This is a genomic window from Allohahella marinimesophila, from assembly GCF_039538005.1.
Classification (GTDB): Bacteria; Pseudomonadota; Gammaproteobacteria; order Pseudomonadales; family Oleiphilaceae; genus Allohahella; species Allohahella marinimesophila.
Map to the genome: position 1 here is coordinate 20,255 of NZ_BAABBO010000014.1, position 15,166 is coordinate 35,420.

Consider the following 15,166-nt stretch of genomic DNA (forward strand, 5'->3'; position numbering starts at 1 on the left):
TTATAGGATAGCGAAGCACCCTGAAGCCAGCGTCTGCTCACTGACTGTGCAAATACTGACTCAGGCGAAAGCCCATCAGATACAGTAGCGCGAAGTAAATAGCGACACCGGCGCCTGCAATCCCAAGCATCCACCCGCCTTTTGCATACCAGTTCGCACTGTACCAGAACGCATCATCAGGGGTAGCCAGGAACAACAGCAGGCCCAGACCGATCAGAGCCGCAAGCAGCTTGAGAAAAAACAGCCCCCACCCCTGTTGTCGGTGGTAGACACCCTGTTTGTGGAGGGTGTACCACAGAAAACCCGCGTTGAGCGCGCCTGAAAGGCTGGTGGCGGCCGCCAGACCGACATGGGCGAGCGGCAGAATGAGCATCAGGTTCATGATCATGTTGGCCACCATGGCAATGATACCGATCTTTACCGGCGTACGGATATCCTGCCTCGAGAAGAAACCGGGCGCGAGCACCTTGATGAGCATGAAGAATGGCAAGCCCATGGCGTATGCCTGCAAACTTCTCGACGACTGCAGGACATCGTAATCAGTGAGTGCGCCATGTTGAAACAATGTGGCTATAAGCGGTTCCGCCAGCCAGGTGAGGGCCAGAGTAGCCGGCAGGGCAATGATGAGTACAGTACGAACACCCCAATCTAGCGTACGCGAGAATTCCACGGTGGAATTGCTGGCATGCCTGCTGGAAAGACTGGGAAGGATGACCGTGGCGACAGCAATGCCAAATACACCGAGGGGAAGCTCGGTAAGCCTGTCGGAGTAATACAGCCAGGACACACTGCCTGTTTGAAGAAACGAAGCCAGCACGGTATCCAGCAGTAAATTGATCTGACTGACACTGACGCCGAACAGGGCCGGCAGCATGAGCCTGCCGATTCGCCGCACGCCTTCGTGCCTGATATCCAGCATCGGAGCGGGCAGCAGGCCAATTCGGCGGAGAAATGGCAACTGGAACAGCAACTGCGCCACGCCAGCGATGAGCACCCCCCAAGCCAGCGCCGCTATCGGTTCATCCATGCTGGCGCTGAGAAAGATGGCCGACATGATCAGGCTGATATTCAACAACACGGGGGTGATGGCCGGAATAGCAAAGTATCCGTAACTGTTGAGCACGGATCCCGCAAAGGCGGTCATTGATATCAGAAAGAGGTAGGGAAAGGTGAGCCGCAGCAGCTCGACCGTCAGCGCCAGTTTTTCGGCATCATCGGAGAAGCCAGGCGCGAACAGGAAGGCCAGCACATCGGCGCCAGCCACACCAAGCAGGGTCACCGCCAGCAGAACCAGGCCGAGTGTACCCCCAACCCGACTCACCAATCGCCTCACCTCTTCCAGGGTGTACCGCGTCTTGTATTCGCTCAGCACCGGAATGAAAGCCTGGGAAAAGGCTCCTTCTGCGAAGAGCCTGCGCATGAAGTTGGGGATCTTGAAAGCGACGAAAAACGCATCAGCGCCAGCGCTTGCGCCAAACAGGTTCGCAATGACCATGTCACGGGCAAGACCCAGCACACGCGAGATCATGGTCATTGCACCGACTACGCCGCTGGAGCGCAGCAGAGACGGTGGACGTTTTATCGCCTTGTCGCCGGGCCTCACGGGCGGTGTTTCCTTCGCGTTCTGAATTGGCCACCTCCGGGCTGATGTACATGCGCTGTCTGGCGGGTGATGCTAATCCATTGTACGCTCAATACAAGCAAAATCTTTGCGGGTAATTATTGACAACAGCGCTTCAAAGCATCATCATTCCGCGTCATTTTTACAGGTATTCAAGCGACTCGTAGAGCTGCCCTTGCCTGTTCCGAAAGAATCCTTAAGGAGTGTTTACCGTGGCGAATATCGCATCAGCCAAAAAACGCGCTCGCCAGCAGGTCAAGCGTCGCGCGCACAATATGAGCATCCGCTCAATGGTCAGAACACAGACCAAAAAAGTGATCACCAGTATTGAAGCAGGCAACCAGGAGCAGGCGGCAGCGGCACTGAAGCACGCAGCACCTATCATCGACTCGATGGTCAACAAAGGCATTTACACCAAGAACAAGGCTGCTCGTACCAAGAGCAGACTGAATGCCCGCATCAAGGCCATGAACGCAGCCTGATCCTCACGCTTTGGCAGATCGCCCGATCCGTTGAAGCACTGATGGACAGGACATAAAAGGAGGCGCCGTGAGCGCCTTTTTTCGTAGCTAGAATTTGGCTCCTGACACTGATGAGCGTCGGTTCTGTGATGTCTAGAGTGTCTGCGCGGAAATATCCGTCAGGACAAGATTGTCTCTGTGGATAAGCTCCGGAGCATAAGTGTACCCAAGTAACTCGGCTATTTTGGCACTACTGTGACCAGCGATTTTGGTCGCTTCAGCAGAAGAATAGTTGATCAGGCCTCTCGCGATTTCAGCACCCTGCTCATTGCAACAAAGCACCATGTCACCGCTGTCAAAGGTGCCTTGCACTTTGCTTACTCCGACTGCGAGCAGGCTTCTTCCCTGCTCAACCAGCACCCTGACTGCACCAGCATCAAGCGTCAGCTTTCCCCTGGTCTGCAGATGACCGGCCAGCCACTGCTTTCGTGCCAGCAAGCGCTCCTTGTCCGACACCAGGAGCGAGCCTATTTCTTCGCCGGCCAGAACGCGCTCCAGCACCCTGTCGACGCGCCCACTCGCTATCACGGTAGAAGTGCCCGAGCGCGCTGCCAGGCGCGCAGCAGCGAGCTTAGTCTGCATCCCGCCGCGACCCAATAAGCCGCCCGGCCCAGTCACCATGGCATCCAGGCCAGTATCGGAGGCATGCGCAAAGGAGATAAGTGACGCATTCGGATTGGTGTTGGGGTTGTCGGTGAACATGCCGAGCTGATCGGTGAGTATGATGAGCAGATCCGCTTCTACGAGATTGGCCACAAGCGCTGCCAGGCGATCATTGTCGCCAAAGCGGATCTCATCAGTGGCTGTCGTATCGTTTTCGTTGATGACAGGTGTAACACCCAACCTGGTCAGCGTGCGCAGTGTGGTCCGGGCATTCAGATAGCGCCGTCGATTGCTCAGGTCATCGTGAGTGAGCAGCACCTGGGCTGTGAGGCGGTTATGTCGCTTGAACTCGGTCTCCCAGGCCTGCGCCAGACCCATCTGACCGATGGCCGCAGCGGCCTGGAGTTCATGAAGCTGTTGCGGGCGGGTTTTCCAGCCGAGCCGCAGCATACCTTCGGCTACAGAGCCTGAGGATACAACTACCACAGATGGGTCCAGCGCATTCATCTGATCGACCCAGGGCGCCAGGGCCTCACGATCGAGCCCAGCGCCATCCCTTGTCAGCAGGGCACTACCGATCTTCACTACAACGCGCTGAGCGCCTACCAGCCCAGCACGGGCCTCACGGGACTGCTCAACCGAATATCTTGCTGACGCAGATGAATCAGGGCGCATACTCAACTTCCACACCATCCTCGTCGTCATCATCATCGCCAAGGTCTTCATAGCGGTGGCTTTCGATATACTCCTCCACCGTCATGCCCTCTCTGGCTGCCGCGCGCTGTATCTTGCGCTGCCCGGCCAGCAGTGCAATGCGTTCGCGGAGCTCTGCATCAAGCCGCAGCTGCGCGGCTTCAAGCTCTGCTGCGAAGGCCTCATCTTCGCCGGCGGCCGTTTCGATCTCGCCAAGCCAGTTCTGAATATCCTGGCATAGCCGCTGGGTTCCAAGCCCCGAAACGGCAGAGATCACGTAAACCGGACCACTCCAGTCGAGCTTGCTGCGGACATCTTCGATGAGCGCCTGGCTACGCGCTTCAAATTCACTCTCTTCGCCACCTGAGACCAGGTCGAACTTATTCAGCACCAGCCAGCGCGGCTTACTGGCGAGCGCAGGGCTGAAACGCTGCAGCTCACCTTCGATTTGTCTGAAGGCATCGATCGGGTCGGAGCCATCGGGCGGCTGAAGATCGACCAGGTGCAGCAGCAAACGGGTTCGGACAAGATGCTTGAGAAAGCGGATACCGAGCCCTGCACCATCCGCCGCACCCTCGATCAGGCCTGGAATGTCAGCCATAACGAAGCTCTTGTGCTGCTCAGTTCGCACGACACCGAGATTAGGCACCAGCGTCGTAAAGGGATAGTCCGCGACTTTTGGTCGTGCGGCAGATACCGAGCGGATCAGCGTGGACTTGCCTGCGTTTGGCAAGCCCAAGAGACCAACATCGGCCAGTAGCTTGAGCTCCAGTCGCAACGCGCGAATCTCACCGGGCTGCCCTGGCTTGGTCTGGCGGGGCGCCTGATTCTTGCTGGATTTGTAGCGGGTATTGCCGAGACCGTGGAAGCCGCCCTGCGCCACTCGGAGTACCTGACCCACTTCCACCAGATCCCCTACCAGATCATCGGTATCAGCATCAATGACAGTGGTTCCCACCGGAACTGGAATGATGAGGTCTTCCCCCTTCTGGCCAGTGCAGTTGGCGCCGCGCCCATCTTCTCCGCTTTCCGCGGTGTATCGCCGGGTATAGCGGAAATCGATCAGGGTATTGATGGACTCGTCAGCCTGCAGCAGCACTGAACCGCCATCGCCACCATCACCACCATCAGGCCCGCCACGGGGCACGTACTTTTCACGCCTGAAGCTCAGACAGCCATTGCCACCCTTGCCTGCTATGACCTGAATTTCGGCTTCATCTACAAATCGCATTTCGCTGGAATCCGCTTAACTGAAAAATAACTTTCAAGACCATGATATGACAGAATCGAAGGCAAAAAAAAAGCTTCACCATCATAGCAAAGCTTTTTCGCTCCGAAAGGCCGACGCGTTGGTCGGCCCTCGTCAAATCAGGCTTCTACAGCCAGAATGCTGACAGTACGACGCTTGAGTGGACCTTTGACAGCGAAATGTACGTGACCATCTGAAGTCGCGAACAGGGTATGATCGCGACCAAGACCGACGTTCTCACCTGGATGGTACTCAGTGCCGCGCTGACGCACGAGGATGTTACCGGCTTTCACCAGCTCACCACCAAACTTCTTGACGCCAAGTCGTTTAGACTCGGAATCACGACCGTTTCTGGTACTACCGGCGGCTTTTTTATGTGCCATGACAAAACTCCTTCAAATGGGATCAGGCGATCAGGCAGAAATGCCGGTGATCTTGACTTCGGTGTACCACTGACGATGGCCAGCACGCTTCATACTGTGCTTGCGACGACGGAATTTGATGATGGTCACTTTCTTGTGACGACCATGAGAAATGACTTCAGCGGTCACCACAGCACCCGGCACGGTCGGCTCACCGATCTGGATGTTTGCACCACCAATCATGAGTACGCGCTCGAAGTTGAGCGACTCACCAGTAGCGACTTCAATTTTTTCAAGCTTCAGAGTTTCGCCTTCAACGACTCTGTGTTGCTTGCCACCGCTTTCTATTACAGCGTACATAATAATGTTCCTGAACTGACCTTCATCACGACCGCAATCGCGAGAGGCTGGACTAGCTGATGTAATGTACTTCAGACTGCAATCGACCTGTGAAGGTGAAGCGCCGCCTGCCGTACTACGCCACTGAAACGCAGTGACGATCTCGTCTGTACTGCCCACTTGGTATCCGAACACGTTGCCATGCAACCAGTGCTCTCCTGATCCTGCTTCCATGAACGCCTGCTGGCGCTCTGTAGCAGAGGGGACTCGCAGAGGGCGCGGATTATACAAGAGCCGCAGTTCCGAGGCAATAGTTGTGGCAGCTTATGACTGCCTGCTTGACACGAAATCGCTGGCTACCTAGCATGGAGCCGGTGTCAGCACGATCATGCGACGTCAACATACTCGCCGCTTCCGCCTCCCTGGACGAGACAGACCTTCAGGCGCAGGTACGGCGGCATATTCAACAAGGCATATTTTGCAGAACGGACTGGTAAGGCGACAGGAAGTCCTCTGATCAGACACCTGTCCACCCAGTTCCCATAGCGCGGTGAAGACGAGTCATGATCAATATGGTGAGCGATATATTCGCTCCAGTCGAAGCAGATTTCGAGCGCGCAAACGCACTCATTCTCAACCAGCTCCATTCCCGGGTTCCGCTTGTAGAAACCATCGGCAAGTATATTGTCGAGTCAGGCGGCAAGCGCATGCGCCCCCTGCTCGTTCTGCTCATTTCCCGGGCACTGCAATCTACCTCGGCCGCTGCTCGCAGAACGGATTCTGACGACTTTGGCGTTGGTGATGAGCGCTTCCCCCAGCGGGTCGGACTCGCTACCGTCATCGAGTTCCTGCATACCGCAACGCTGCTTCATGACGACGTGGTCGACGACTCTGGCATGCGCCGCGGTCGAGCCACGGCAAACGCAAGATGGAACAATGCCTCAAGCGTGCTCGTGGGCGACTTTCTCTACTCCAGATCATTCGAGCTCATGGTGACCCTGGGCAACCTCGAGGTCATGGCCATTCTGGCTGGTGCAACCAACGTCATTGCCGAGGGTGAAGTGCTGCAGCTGACCAACGTGCGCAATCCGAACTTGTCGGAGGCGGACTATCGACGGGTCATTCATGCCAAGACCGCCATGCTGTTCCAGGCGGCTGCGCAGGCTGCCGCAGTGCTGGCTGGCGCAGACAAGGCCATGCAGACAGAATTGCGGGATTTCGGTAGCAACCTTGGCATGGCGTTTCAGCTCATAGACGACGTACTGGACTACGCTGGTGATGCCGACAAGATTGGCAAGAACGTGGGCGATGATCTGGCCGAAGGCAAGGTCACCCTGCCACTTATCGAAGCCATGCGGCGGGCGCCGCCAGAAGACGTCCAGCTCGTTCGCAAGGCTATTCGCAGCGGCGGCGGCGAAAATATGGGCGAAGTCATGCGTATTATCAGAGAAACGGCAGCCCTCGACCACGTCCGGACTCTGGCGCGGAATTATGCCGACTCTGCTGAAGCCCGCCTGGAAGGACTGGCAGACTCAGAGGCTCGTCGAGCCCTGCGCAGTCTGTGTCATCTCGCGGTCAGCCGAGATGCCTGATATCGCCCCTCCCCCAATGGGAGGCTGACTCCATGCAGCCTCTCGACGAAGCCAATATCGACATCCTCTTCAGGGAGACCGAAGAGGCGCCCTGTCAGATAGCCAGCCTCAATCTCATCGGCCCAAGCGCGAATGGCGAGACCATTACGCTAGCCCACGTGCTTGAAGTATTGGGGGAGCGCGTGCCAGCCACTGCCCACGGTCGCCAGCGGCTGGTCCAGGCGCCGATGCAGCCGGAGCAGGCTTACTGGATCGACGATGAGCACTTTTCCATTCAGCGTCACGTCACGCATCAGGATCAGTCGGGCGTCCGTTCGGTCAATGGCCTGCTGAAGCTGAGCGCCGAGCTGGCCGCTCGACCCCTGCCTCGAGACCGCCCGCTCTGGCAGGTCGTGTTCTTCGACGGCCTGCGATTGAAAGACAAGCCTGAGCTGACCGCAGCGATTCTGGTCGTCATTCACGAAGTGCTGATTGAAGATTCATCCGGAGAACAGGTCCTGGACTGGCTGCTCGACTTCACACCCGATGAGCAACGGACCATAGAGCCGCGCCCCTTTAATCCAGAACCTGTGCCGGGCACGCTGGTCATGCTCGGTCGATCCCCGATGAGCCTGCTTCAAGTGCCATTCCGCCTGGTGGGGCGCGTCAAGGACACTGCAGCGTCAATGTTTTATCAGCTCCTGATGGAGCGCCTCGAGAAGCTGCCGTTTCCCGGCAGGTTGCTTCGATCCAGACCTGCTGGCTTCAACAATCCCGTTACTAGCGCGAGAACCGCGAGCAACTTTCAGTGCGACCTGCAACGTTTGCAAAGCCTGAAAGCCTTATCCTCGAAGGCTACGCTCAATGACGTCATTCTCACGCTGATATCTCTCGTCATCGAATTGTGGCAGAAACAGGGTGATGCACCTGAGACACATGATACCCCCGTGACCGAACAAGGCACTGCTGAGCGCCGCCGGCGAAACTCCCTGATTGCCCTCGAACCGGTTTCGGTACGGAGCACCAGAATCAACACGCCGGTCGGCTCAGAGCTGACTGCCATGTTGATCGATCTCAGTCTGGAACAGACAGTGCCTGCCGATCGCCTGGAGACCATTCACAACAACGCCCTGGCGTCCAAGATATATCAGCAGGCCATTTCAGCTTCCAGACTCAGAGGGACAGCACCATCCGCCATGCTGGGTCTGGCGGCACGGGTGTATGGGGAATTTCAACTCGCCCAGCAGCACAAACCACTGTTCAACCTGCCGATTACCAACATTCCCGGGCCAGCCGCTCCACTCTACTTTGGCGACTTCCCAGTGCCGGACAAGCTTGGCCTGACGCCGCTTTACAACAACCTCGGTTTGGCGGTGGTGGTCATCAGCTATAATGGCAAGATGAATTTCACCCTGCACTATTGCCAGGACCTGATGCCACCACTTGGAGAGCTGTCGACGCTCTTTGAAACGGCCATAGTCCAGCTGCATGACTCTCTATCGGCCGCGACACCACCTGCGCTCGCGCCGGACCAGGCTGAAGACACCCACCCTGCCGCAGCCAGTGGACTGGCGGGTCTGATAGGCGATCTCAAGCGAATTTTCCAGGGACTCGCACGCAACTCGCTGGCGGAGGCGATGGTAAAGAAACAGCGTCAGGCCAAAGCCGACACATCGGAGACCACCTCAGCAGAGCCGCCGAGAGACGTGCTCCACGGAGAGGACAGCGAGCGGTAGATTGGCCGCCGACCGACCGATACCCAGGCTCAGGCGCGTAACGCGCCCGAACCTATTGGAATGCCCACCGAAGGAACTCTTTCTTGTCTTCCTTGCTGGCTTTGCCCCACAACACCTTCAGCCCTTCGAGTCGGCTCACGCCTTCGCCAACATCAGTTCCCGAAGTAGCGGCAGGCGCAGCCTCTGACTCAGCTGTGGTCGGTAGCGCAGGCGCGCCCTCAACCGCAGAAGCATTGACCGACACAGGCACCGGTGCTTTCGGCGCACCGGCTGCGGGACGCTCTCCAGGCTCCATGGCAATAGAGGCCGGGCTTGTGGTGTCCTCCGTCGTCATCCGACTGCTCCGCTGGGCCACGTGCTCGCCTGTTTCGCTGACAATGTCAGCTGTAAAATTGGCTGCGAGCGTCTGGGCATCGCGAACATTTTTCGCGTCACGGTGCGTAATCTTATAGCGCCCACCCGGCTCCAGGTTTATCACAGCGCTGATCGGCGCTGAGTCGACGTTCTGAACTTTGGCGGTATCTTCCGAAAAATCTTCGCGCTGGACACCACGAGGCACCGACCAGATGGAAGCGTACTGGTAAACGATGGTGTGTTCGCCAGGCAGCAGCTCGTAGGTCATGCTGATACTGTCAGTCAGATAGGTTTTCTGACGCTGACCATCGATGCTGAGGACTTTAATGGTGGCTGGCGTTTCAATTCGGGCGACCTGAGATTCATCCTGGCTACTGCCGTCGTAGATCCTGACAACCCGGGAGGATGCCGAGCAGGCGACCACGAGGCTGGCGAGTACAAGGCTGAGCAAAGTGCGCAGAATAGCGGGACTATATGACAAGCAGAGAACCTCTCGGTGTAGTGATGTTTGCGGGAAAAAGGCGCGTGAGGTTTCGATACCGACGCGTTCAGATACTGAACTACGGCATGATTTTGTGACCTCTCGCAAGCCACATGGTGTTATCGATCACAAATTTAGCGATGCCGACTAATGTCTTCTACACTAACAGAACAAAAGCTGTACACTTCGAAAAAACAATACGCAAGTCGTTACAATAATAAAATGTTTTGAAGATGAGCAGCTCTGCGGGAGCGCTGGAATTTCATGATCATGGTCCGCCAATATCGGCCTTGTAAAGTCGTATTGGTTACCGCCAAGGCTGTATGTCGACGGGGCTCAACTATAAGAATCCTCCTCGCGAAAGACAAGCCATGTGCCGCCATCTATAGGGATCATGGCCAGACTCTCCTGAACTGCTGGATTACGATGAAGACACTGAATTCCAAATTGGTAGCTTATCTCGTTGCAGGCTGAGTACCGTGTGTAGCCGAACTGCTTAAAGCAGTACATACGGATTGTGCATGGCCTGCAGGAGCAGCTTTTACGCGCAAACTGGCTTGATGGAGAAAATCATGGCCATGGATAATAGAAATGGGGAAGGCGGTGTTGTGCCTTTCCGGACTGACCGATTTTTTTCGGTCAGTGAGAAGTGGTATTTCTCGACTCGTGAAGGATTCGATAGCGGGCCTTACGCAAATAAGGACCGCGCCGCGGAGGGTCTGCGCCGTTTTCTCAAAGTCGCGCAGCTCCTGCCATCAGGCGGTCAGATCGGCACGATGATGCGAGCCCACCGCGTCTACTGATACCGCCCGGTCAGGCTCACCCGAAATGCTGGTAGCCGGTGGCGAGGGACATTCCGCCTGGTAGTGTGGTAGCCAGGCGCTCCAGCCACCTGTCAGCTGGCGTATGGTCGATAAACACCTGGCCAGTCCCTGCCATTACTTCGCCAATCTGACTGACCATACGATCATCGATAGACCATGTGGGATCTGCAGTGAATCCGACCTGATAATCGTCACCGCCGCTCATGGCATGCATGAGCGCATGAGGCCGGCTATACAATTCTGACAGCGCGGGCGCCACAGGAATGGCGCTAGCATTCAGATTGAGATCGAGCTGGCTGGCTTTGGCAATGTGAGCGAGGTCGGCCAGTAAACCGTCTGAGATATCGATGGCTGCATGCACCCTGGAGTCAGCCTGCAGCCGAACACCCAGTTCTACGGGTGGCGCTGGATACACATAGGCTTGAAGCAGCTGCAGACGCGCGCGGTAACTTCGGTCAGCTGATCGCAGCGGCTGGTCGAAGAGCGGCAGCGCTCCTGCAGCTGCGCCCAGGGTCCCACTGACCCAGACTTTGTCTCCAAGCTGTGCTGAAGCTCGTGTTAGCAGACGACCGGTCTTCGGAAGCTCCCCAAATACGGTGTAAGAGGCTGTCAGCGGTCCTCTGGTTACGTCACCGCCAAGCAGCGCAATGCCGTACAGATCGGCTGCACGAAAGAGTGCCTCTGAGAAGCCCTTCAGCCAGCCGCTAGACACCTTGGGTAAAGTGAGCGCCAGAGTAAAACCAAGCGGCTTAGCACCCATGGCGACGAGATCACTGACACTGCTACCCAGCCCGCGGGACGCGAGCCATCCGGCCGGCGCACTTGCTGGGACATGGCGACCGTGGACGACCGTGTCCGTGCTGATGGCCAGGCGGCCTGCAAGATGACTGAGCACAGTGCAGTCATCACCATTGCCAACATCAGTAACACTGCCGGTACGCCGACGGTTTTCAGTATTCGAGAGAAAATAGTGTTCGATCAGATCGAACTCGTTCATCAGCTCCGGTGCGCCCTGACTTCTTCGCCGCGAAGGCGAGCCGCCAATTTGTCGACCACACCGTTGACATACTTGTGACCATCAGTGCCACCGAAACTTTTTGCCAGGTCGACCGCTTCGTTGATCACCACCCGGTAAGGCACGTCCAGCCTGAACTTCAATTCATAGCATGCCAGCCGCAGCACAGACAGTTCAACCGGATCCAGATCCTGGATACGCCGGTCCAGCAACGCTTCAAAGGCTTCGTCTATGGCTTTCGCATTCTGACTGATGCCGATGAACACCTCGTGGAAGTATACCGTATCAAAACTCTTGAGATCATTATCGGCCATGAACTGGCTTTCAATGGCTGACACCGGGTCATTGGATAGAATGCGCTGGTAGAGTGCCTGCAGCAGCAGGCGCCTGGCTTCCTGACGAAGCTGACTGGTCTTGCCTGCTTTCACTACTTGGATTCCCTGATCATCGGTAACAGCGACACCATCTCCAGAGCAGACAGTGTGGCTTCTTCACCCTTGTTGCCAGCCTTGGTGCCACTGCGCTCTATGGCCTGCTCGATACTGTCTACGGTCAATACGCCAAAGGCCACAGGGACACCAGAATCCAGGGCGATGCGTGCAAGTCCACTGCTGCACTCACCTGCCACAAAATCAAAATGCGGCGTCCCACCCCGAATAACAGCGCCGAGCGCAATGATGGCGCTTGGCTTTCTGTGTTCGGCTATCGACTTTACCACCAGCGGCATTTCATAGGCGCCAGGCACCTTGACGACTGTAATGGCTTCCTCTTTTACACCGTGCCTGCGAAGGGTGTCGATGGCGCCCTGTACCAGGCTATCGACTACGAAATGGTTGAAGCGCCCGGCAACGATGACGAAACGAGCCTCCGGGGCAACGATCAGAGAGCCTTCCAGAGTACGCACAGTCATATAGATCTCCAATTCAGATTATCAGGAAGCAGATTCAGGATTGAAAGGCAGATAGTCGACGACTTCGAGGTCGAAGCCGGACAGGGCGGAGAATTTCATCTCGGCGCTCATCACGATCATCTTGCCAATATTCAGGTCGCGCAGTATCTGCGAGCCGGTGCCTATCGTCAAATAGGCGCCAGACTGACCTGGCGACTTTCGCTCTGCACGAGGCGGCGCGAAGAAGTCGTCCAGACGTTTGACCACATTGTCTTCGCCCTGCTCGGTATCAAGTAGCACGACGACGCCCTTGCCTGTGGCAGCGACCTGCTCCAGCGCGCTGCCTATTGGCCAGCTTTGTGAGCCGGGCCTGATGGCGCCTAAGAGATCCCGGAACACATCCGCAAAATGCACACGAACCAGCGTAGGTTCTTCTGGCACGGGCGCACCAGCGACCATGGCCAAATGAGTGGCGCCGTTGATCGAATCCTTATAGGTGACCAGACGAAAGGTGCCGTAGCGGGTTTCGATATCGCGCTCATCGACGCGTTGCACGGTGTGCTCATTGAGGGTTCGGTAATGAATCAGGTCGGCGATAGTGCCGATCTTGAGCCCGTGGACTTCGGCGAACTTTTCCAGCTCCGGACGTCGTGCCATGGTGCCATCTTCGTTCATGATCTCAACGATGACGGCAGCCGGCTCGAGACCAGCGAGTCTGGCGAGATCGCAACCGGCCTCAGTATGCCCGGCTCTGCTGAGCACACCACCTGGCTGGGCCACGAGAGGGAAAATATGGCCCGGCTGCACGAGGTCTTCAGGGCGCGCGTTCCGGCTGGCGGCCAGTTGGATGGTTCTTGCCCTGTCGGCTGCCGAGATGCCCGTCGTTATGCCAGTCGCGCCATCGATGGAGACAGTAAACTTGGTTTTGTGCTGCTCTTTATTGATCTGCACCATCAGTGGAAGATCGAGCTGTTCCGCCCGCTCTCGCGTCAGCGGCAGACAGATGAGACCGCGGGCATTCTTCGCCATGAAATTGATGTCTTCAGAGCGCACCAGCTCGGCAGCCATGATGAGATCGCCTTCATTTTCCCGGTCTTCGTCATCCATGAGAATGACCATGCGTCCGCCACGAATATCAGTAACGAGCTCTTCAATCGTATTTAAAGCCATCATTCAGTCTTCTATTGTCCAGTGGTAAAGGTCTGTCTGCAGATCATTGGCAGCTGCAGCCTGGTCTGAGTCGGGGCTCAGGATAGTGCGGGTGTCGTTGCCTACACGCGTCACCGCGCGGAGACTGAGCCGATCGACGGCGGCCATGTCCTGATAATTGAGCGGCTCGATGGCTGCCCGCGCGTCGGCGCCGAGCAGGATGGCACCGCTATACCACCATAACTCGTCACAGAGCCCTTCTGCCAGAAACCGTGAGGCAAGCATAGGCCCGGCTTCGACGAGCAACTCATTGCAATGATGCTCCAGCGCCAGCCTGTTCAGCAGTTCGGTGAGATCCACTCCCCCCCCGGCGGCCGCACATTCCATCACCGCGACGCGGCCCGCTTCTGCACTGTCCACTGCTGAGCCGGGCGAGCGGACCAGCAGCGTTGCTGCCTCCGTGGGCTGGAATATCTTTGCCGTCAAGGGGACTGGCTGCTGTCCTGCCAGAACCACCCGAAGTGGCTGCCTGACCTCTCCCTCACTTTCGCGCGCCACGAATTCGGAGCGCACGGTCATCATCGGATCATCGGCGCGAACAGTTCCGGCGCCAGTGAGCACTACTGAGCTCAGCGCGCGGAGACGATGAACATCCTCTCTCGCTGCGGACTGAGTGATCCATTTGCTCGCGCCGTTCGACAGCGCTGTTCGACCATCGAGACTAGCGGCGATCTTCACCCTGACGTACGGCCTGTTTCGCTGCATACGGCTGAAAAAGCCCGGATTGAGCGCCCGGGCCTCAGCCGCCAGCACGCCCGTTGTGACATCAACACCGGCAGCCCGCAAAACATTGAAGCCCCGCCCTGAGACCAGAGGGTTTGGGTCTTCGCAGGCCGCCACTACTCGCGCGACGCCGGCCTCTATCAATGCATTCGCACAGGGCGGCGTGGTTCCAAAATGGGAACACGGTTCAAGCGTGACAAAACAAGTCGTGCCTTCGAGGCTTACACCCCGATCACGAGCCTGTTGCATTGCAGCCAGCTCTGCGTGAGCACCGCCCCGACGCATGTGCCAGCCCGTGCTGATGATCTCGGCATTTCTCACGAATACACAGCCGACCCTGGGGTTCGGACTGGTCGTGAAGCGACCCTTCAGGGCCGCCTGCAGAGCCGCCTGCATGAACAGTTCGTCAGACGTCATGGACCGGTCAGCCTTTGTCAGAATGAGAGCCGTCCAGTGCTTTCGATCTGGCAATTTCCACCAGACCAGGGTGTTTATCCACTGTCAGCGCATCATCTGAAAGACTCTCGATCTCACGGCGGAACTCTTCAACGTCTTCAAAGCTACGATAAACAGAGGCGAATCGTACGTAAGCGACCTTGTCGAGCTGGCGGAGCTCGTTCATGACAGCTTCGCCGATGATCCGTGAGGGCACTTCACGCTCGCCGGTGGCTCTCAGCAGCGACTTGATTCTATCGATAGCTGCTTCGATCGCCTCCTGGCCGACTGGACGCTTCTCAAGCGCACGCTGCAGACCGCTACGCAACTTGCGCTCGTCGAAAGGTTCGCTGGTGAGATCCTGTTTAACCACCCTGGGGAGGACCAGCTCAGCGATTTCGAAAGTCGTGAAACGTTCGTTACAGGAGAGGCACTCGCGTCGACGCCTCACCTGGCCGCCACCAGAGACCAGTCTTGAGTCGATGACGCGGGTATCGTTTGCTGCACAAAATGGACAGTGCATCTAAGCAGCTCCTCAGCC

The 15,166-nt window shown here is 57.2% G+C and carries 16 protein-coding genes; 4 read left to right on the forward strand and 12 right to left on the reverse strand.

Annotated elements, in window-relative coordinates; all coding sequences use genetic code 11:
* Nucleotides 1-37 precede the first annotated feature (37 nt).
* A complete protein-coding gene (gene murJ, locus ABD735_RS15160) occupies nt 38-1,603 on the reverse strand; it encodes a murein biosynthesis integral membrane protein MurJ (RefSeq protein WP_344807937.1) in 1,566 nt (521 codons plus the stop codon).
* A gap of 230 nt (nt 1,604-1,833) precedes the next feature.
* Between murJ and rpsT the strand changes: the two genes are divergently transcribed.
* Complete coding sequence (gene rpsT / locus ABD735_RS15165) at nt 1,834-2,103, forward strand: 30S ribosomal protein S20 (protein WP_344807939.1); 270 nt, start codon at nt 1,834-1,836, stop codon at nt 2,101-2,103.
* Nucleotides 2,104-2,235: 132 nt separating this feature from the next.
* Here the strand turns inward: rpsT and proB are convergent, their stop codons facing one another.
* The 4 genes from proB to rplU form a co-directional block, all read right to left on the reverse strand.
* A complete protein-coding gene (proB, locus tag ABD735_RS15170) occupies nt 2,236-3,420 on the reverse strand; it encodes a glutamate 5-kinase (protein ID WP_344807942.1) in 1,185 nt (394 codons plus the stop codon).
* Nucleotides 3,410-4,669 (reverse strand): Obg family GTPase CgtA, encoded by a 1,260-nt coding sequence (gene cgtA / locus ABD735_RS15175; protein WP_344807944.1) that lies wholly within the window; start codon nt 4,667-4,669, stop codon nt 3,410-3,412. Before cgtA ends, proB begins: the two co-directional genes overlap by 11 nt.
* Nucleotides 4,670-4,806: 137 nt before the next feature.
* Complete coding sequence (gene rpmA, locus ABD735_RS15180) at nt 4,807-5,070, reverse strand: 50S ribosomal protein L27 (RefSeq protein ID WP_344807946.1); 264 nt, start codon at nt 5,068-5,070, stop codon at nt 4,807-4,809.
* A 30-nt stretch (nt 5,071-5,100) separates the two neighbouring features.
* On the reverse strand, nt 5,101-5,409 hold the full coding sequence (gene rplU, locus ABD735_RS15185) for a 50S ribosomal protein L21 (RefSeq protein ID WP_344807948.1): 309 nt from the start codon (nt 5,407-5,409) through the stop codon (nt 5,101-5,103).
* A 542-nt stretch (nt 5,410-5,951) separates the two neighbouring features.
* Here rplU and ABD735_RS15190 point away from each other — a divergent pair.
* Both ABD735_RS15190 and ABD735_RS15195 read left to right on the forward strand, forming a co-directional pair.
* A complete protein-coding gene (locus tag ABD735_RS15190) occupies nt 5,952-6,980 on the forward strand; it encodes a polyprenyl synthetase family protein (RefSeq protein ID WP_425548620.1) in 1,029 nt (342 codons plus the stop codon).
* A 32-nt stretch (nt 6,981-7,012) separates the two neighbouring features.
* Nucleotides 7,013-8,695, forward strand: coding sequence for a wax ester/triacylglycerol synthase domain-containing protein (locus ABD735_RS15195; protein WP_344807950.1), 1,683 nt, complete (start codon nt 7,013-7,015; stop codon nt 8,693-8,695).
* Between the two features lie 52 nt (nt 8,696-8,747).
* Here the strand turns inward: ABD735_RS15195 and ABD735_RS15200 are convergent, their stop codons facing one another.
* The gene (locus tag ABD735_RS15200) at nt 8,748-9,530 is read right to left on the reverse strand and encodes a DUF2057 family protein (RefSeq protein WP_344807952.1); all 783 of its coding nucleotides are present in this window, start codon (nt 9,528-9,530) and stop codon (nt 8,748-8,750) included.
* A 572-nt stretch (nt 9,531-10,102) separates the two neighbouring features.
* On the opposite strand from ABD735_RS15200, the gene ABD735_RS15205 reads away from it, so the two are divergent.
* The gene (locus ABD735_RS15205; protein WP_344807954.1) at nt 10,103-10,333 is read left to right on the forward strand and encodes a DUF6316 family protein; all 231 of its coding nucleotides are present in this window, start codon (nt 10,103-10,105) and stop codon (nt 10,331-10,333) included.
* 16 nt (nt 10,334-10,349) lie between these two features.
* Here ABD735_RS15205 and thiL read toward each other — a convergent pair whose 3' ends face one another.
* From thiL to nrdR, 6 genes are read right to left on the reverse strand one after another with little or no spacing between them, the layout of a single operon-like run.
* On the reverse strand, nt 10,350-11,351 hold the full coding sequence (gene thiL, locus ABD735_RS15210) for a thiamine-phosphate kinase (RefSeq protein WP_344807956.1): 1,002 nt from the start codon (nt 11,349-11,351) through the stop codon (nt 10,350-10,352).
* Nucleotides 11,351-11,797, reverse strand: coding sequence for a transcription antitermination factor NusB (gene nusB, locus ABD735_RS15215; RefSeq protein WP_344807958.1), 447 nt, complete (start codon nt 11,795-11,797; stop codon nt 11,351-11,353). Before nusB ends, thiL begins: the two co-directional genes overlap by 1 nt.
* On the reverse strand, nt 11,797-12,279 hold the full coding sequence (gene ribH / locus ABD735_RS15220) for a 6,7-dimethyl-8-ribityllumazine synthase (RefSeq protein ID WP_344807960.1): 483 nt from the start codon (nt 12,277-12,279) through the stop codon (nt 11,797-11,799). Before ribH ends, nusB begins: the two co-directional genes overlap by 1 nt.
* Nucleotides 12,280-12,300: 21 nt before the next feature.
* A complete protein-coding gene (gene ribBA, locus ABD735_RS15225; RefSeq protein ID WP_344808286.1) occupies nt 12,301-13,428 on the reverse strand; it encodes a bifunctional 3,4-dihydroxy-2-butanone-4-phosphate synthase/GTP cyclohydrolase II in 1,128 nt (375 codons plus the stop codon).
* A 3-nt stretch (nt 13,429-13,431) separates the two neighbouring features.
* On the reverse strand, nt 13,432-14,607 hold the full coding sequence (ribD, locus tag ABD735_RS15230) for a bifunctional diaminohydroxyphosphoribosylaminopyrimidine deaminase/5-amino-6-(5-phosphoribosylamino)uracil reductase RibD (RefSeq protein WP_344807962.1): 1,176 nt from the start codon (nt 14,605-14,607) through the stop codon (nt 13,432-13,434).
* A 7-nt stretch (nt 14,608-14,614) separates the two neighbouring features.
* Nucleotides 14,615-15,148 carry a transcriptional regulator NrdR gene (gene nrdR / locus ABD735_RS15235; protein ID WP_344807964.1) on the reverse strand — a complete coding sequence of 178 codons (534 nt, stop codon included), beginning with the start codon at nt 15,146-15,148 and terminating at the stop codon, nt 14,615-14,617.
* Nucleotides 15,149-15,166: the final 18 nt, after the last annotated feature.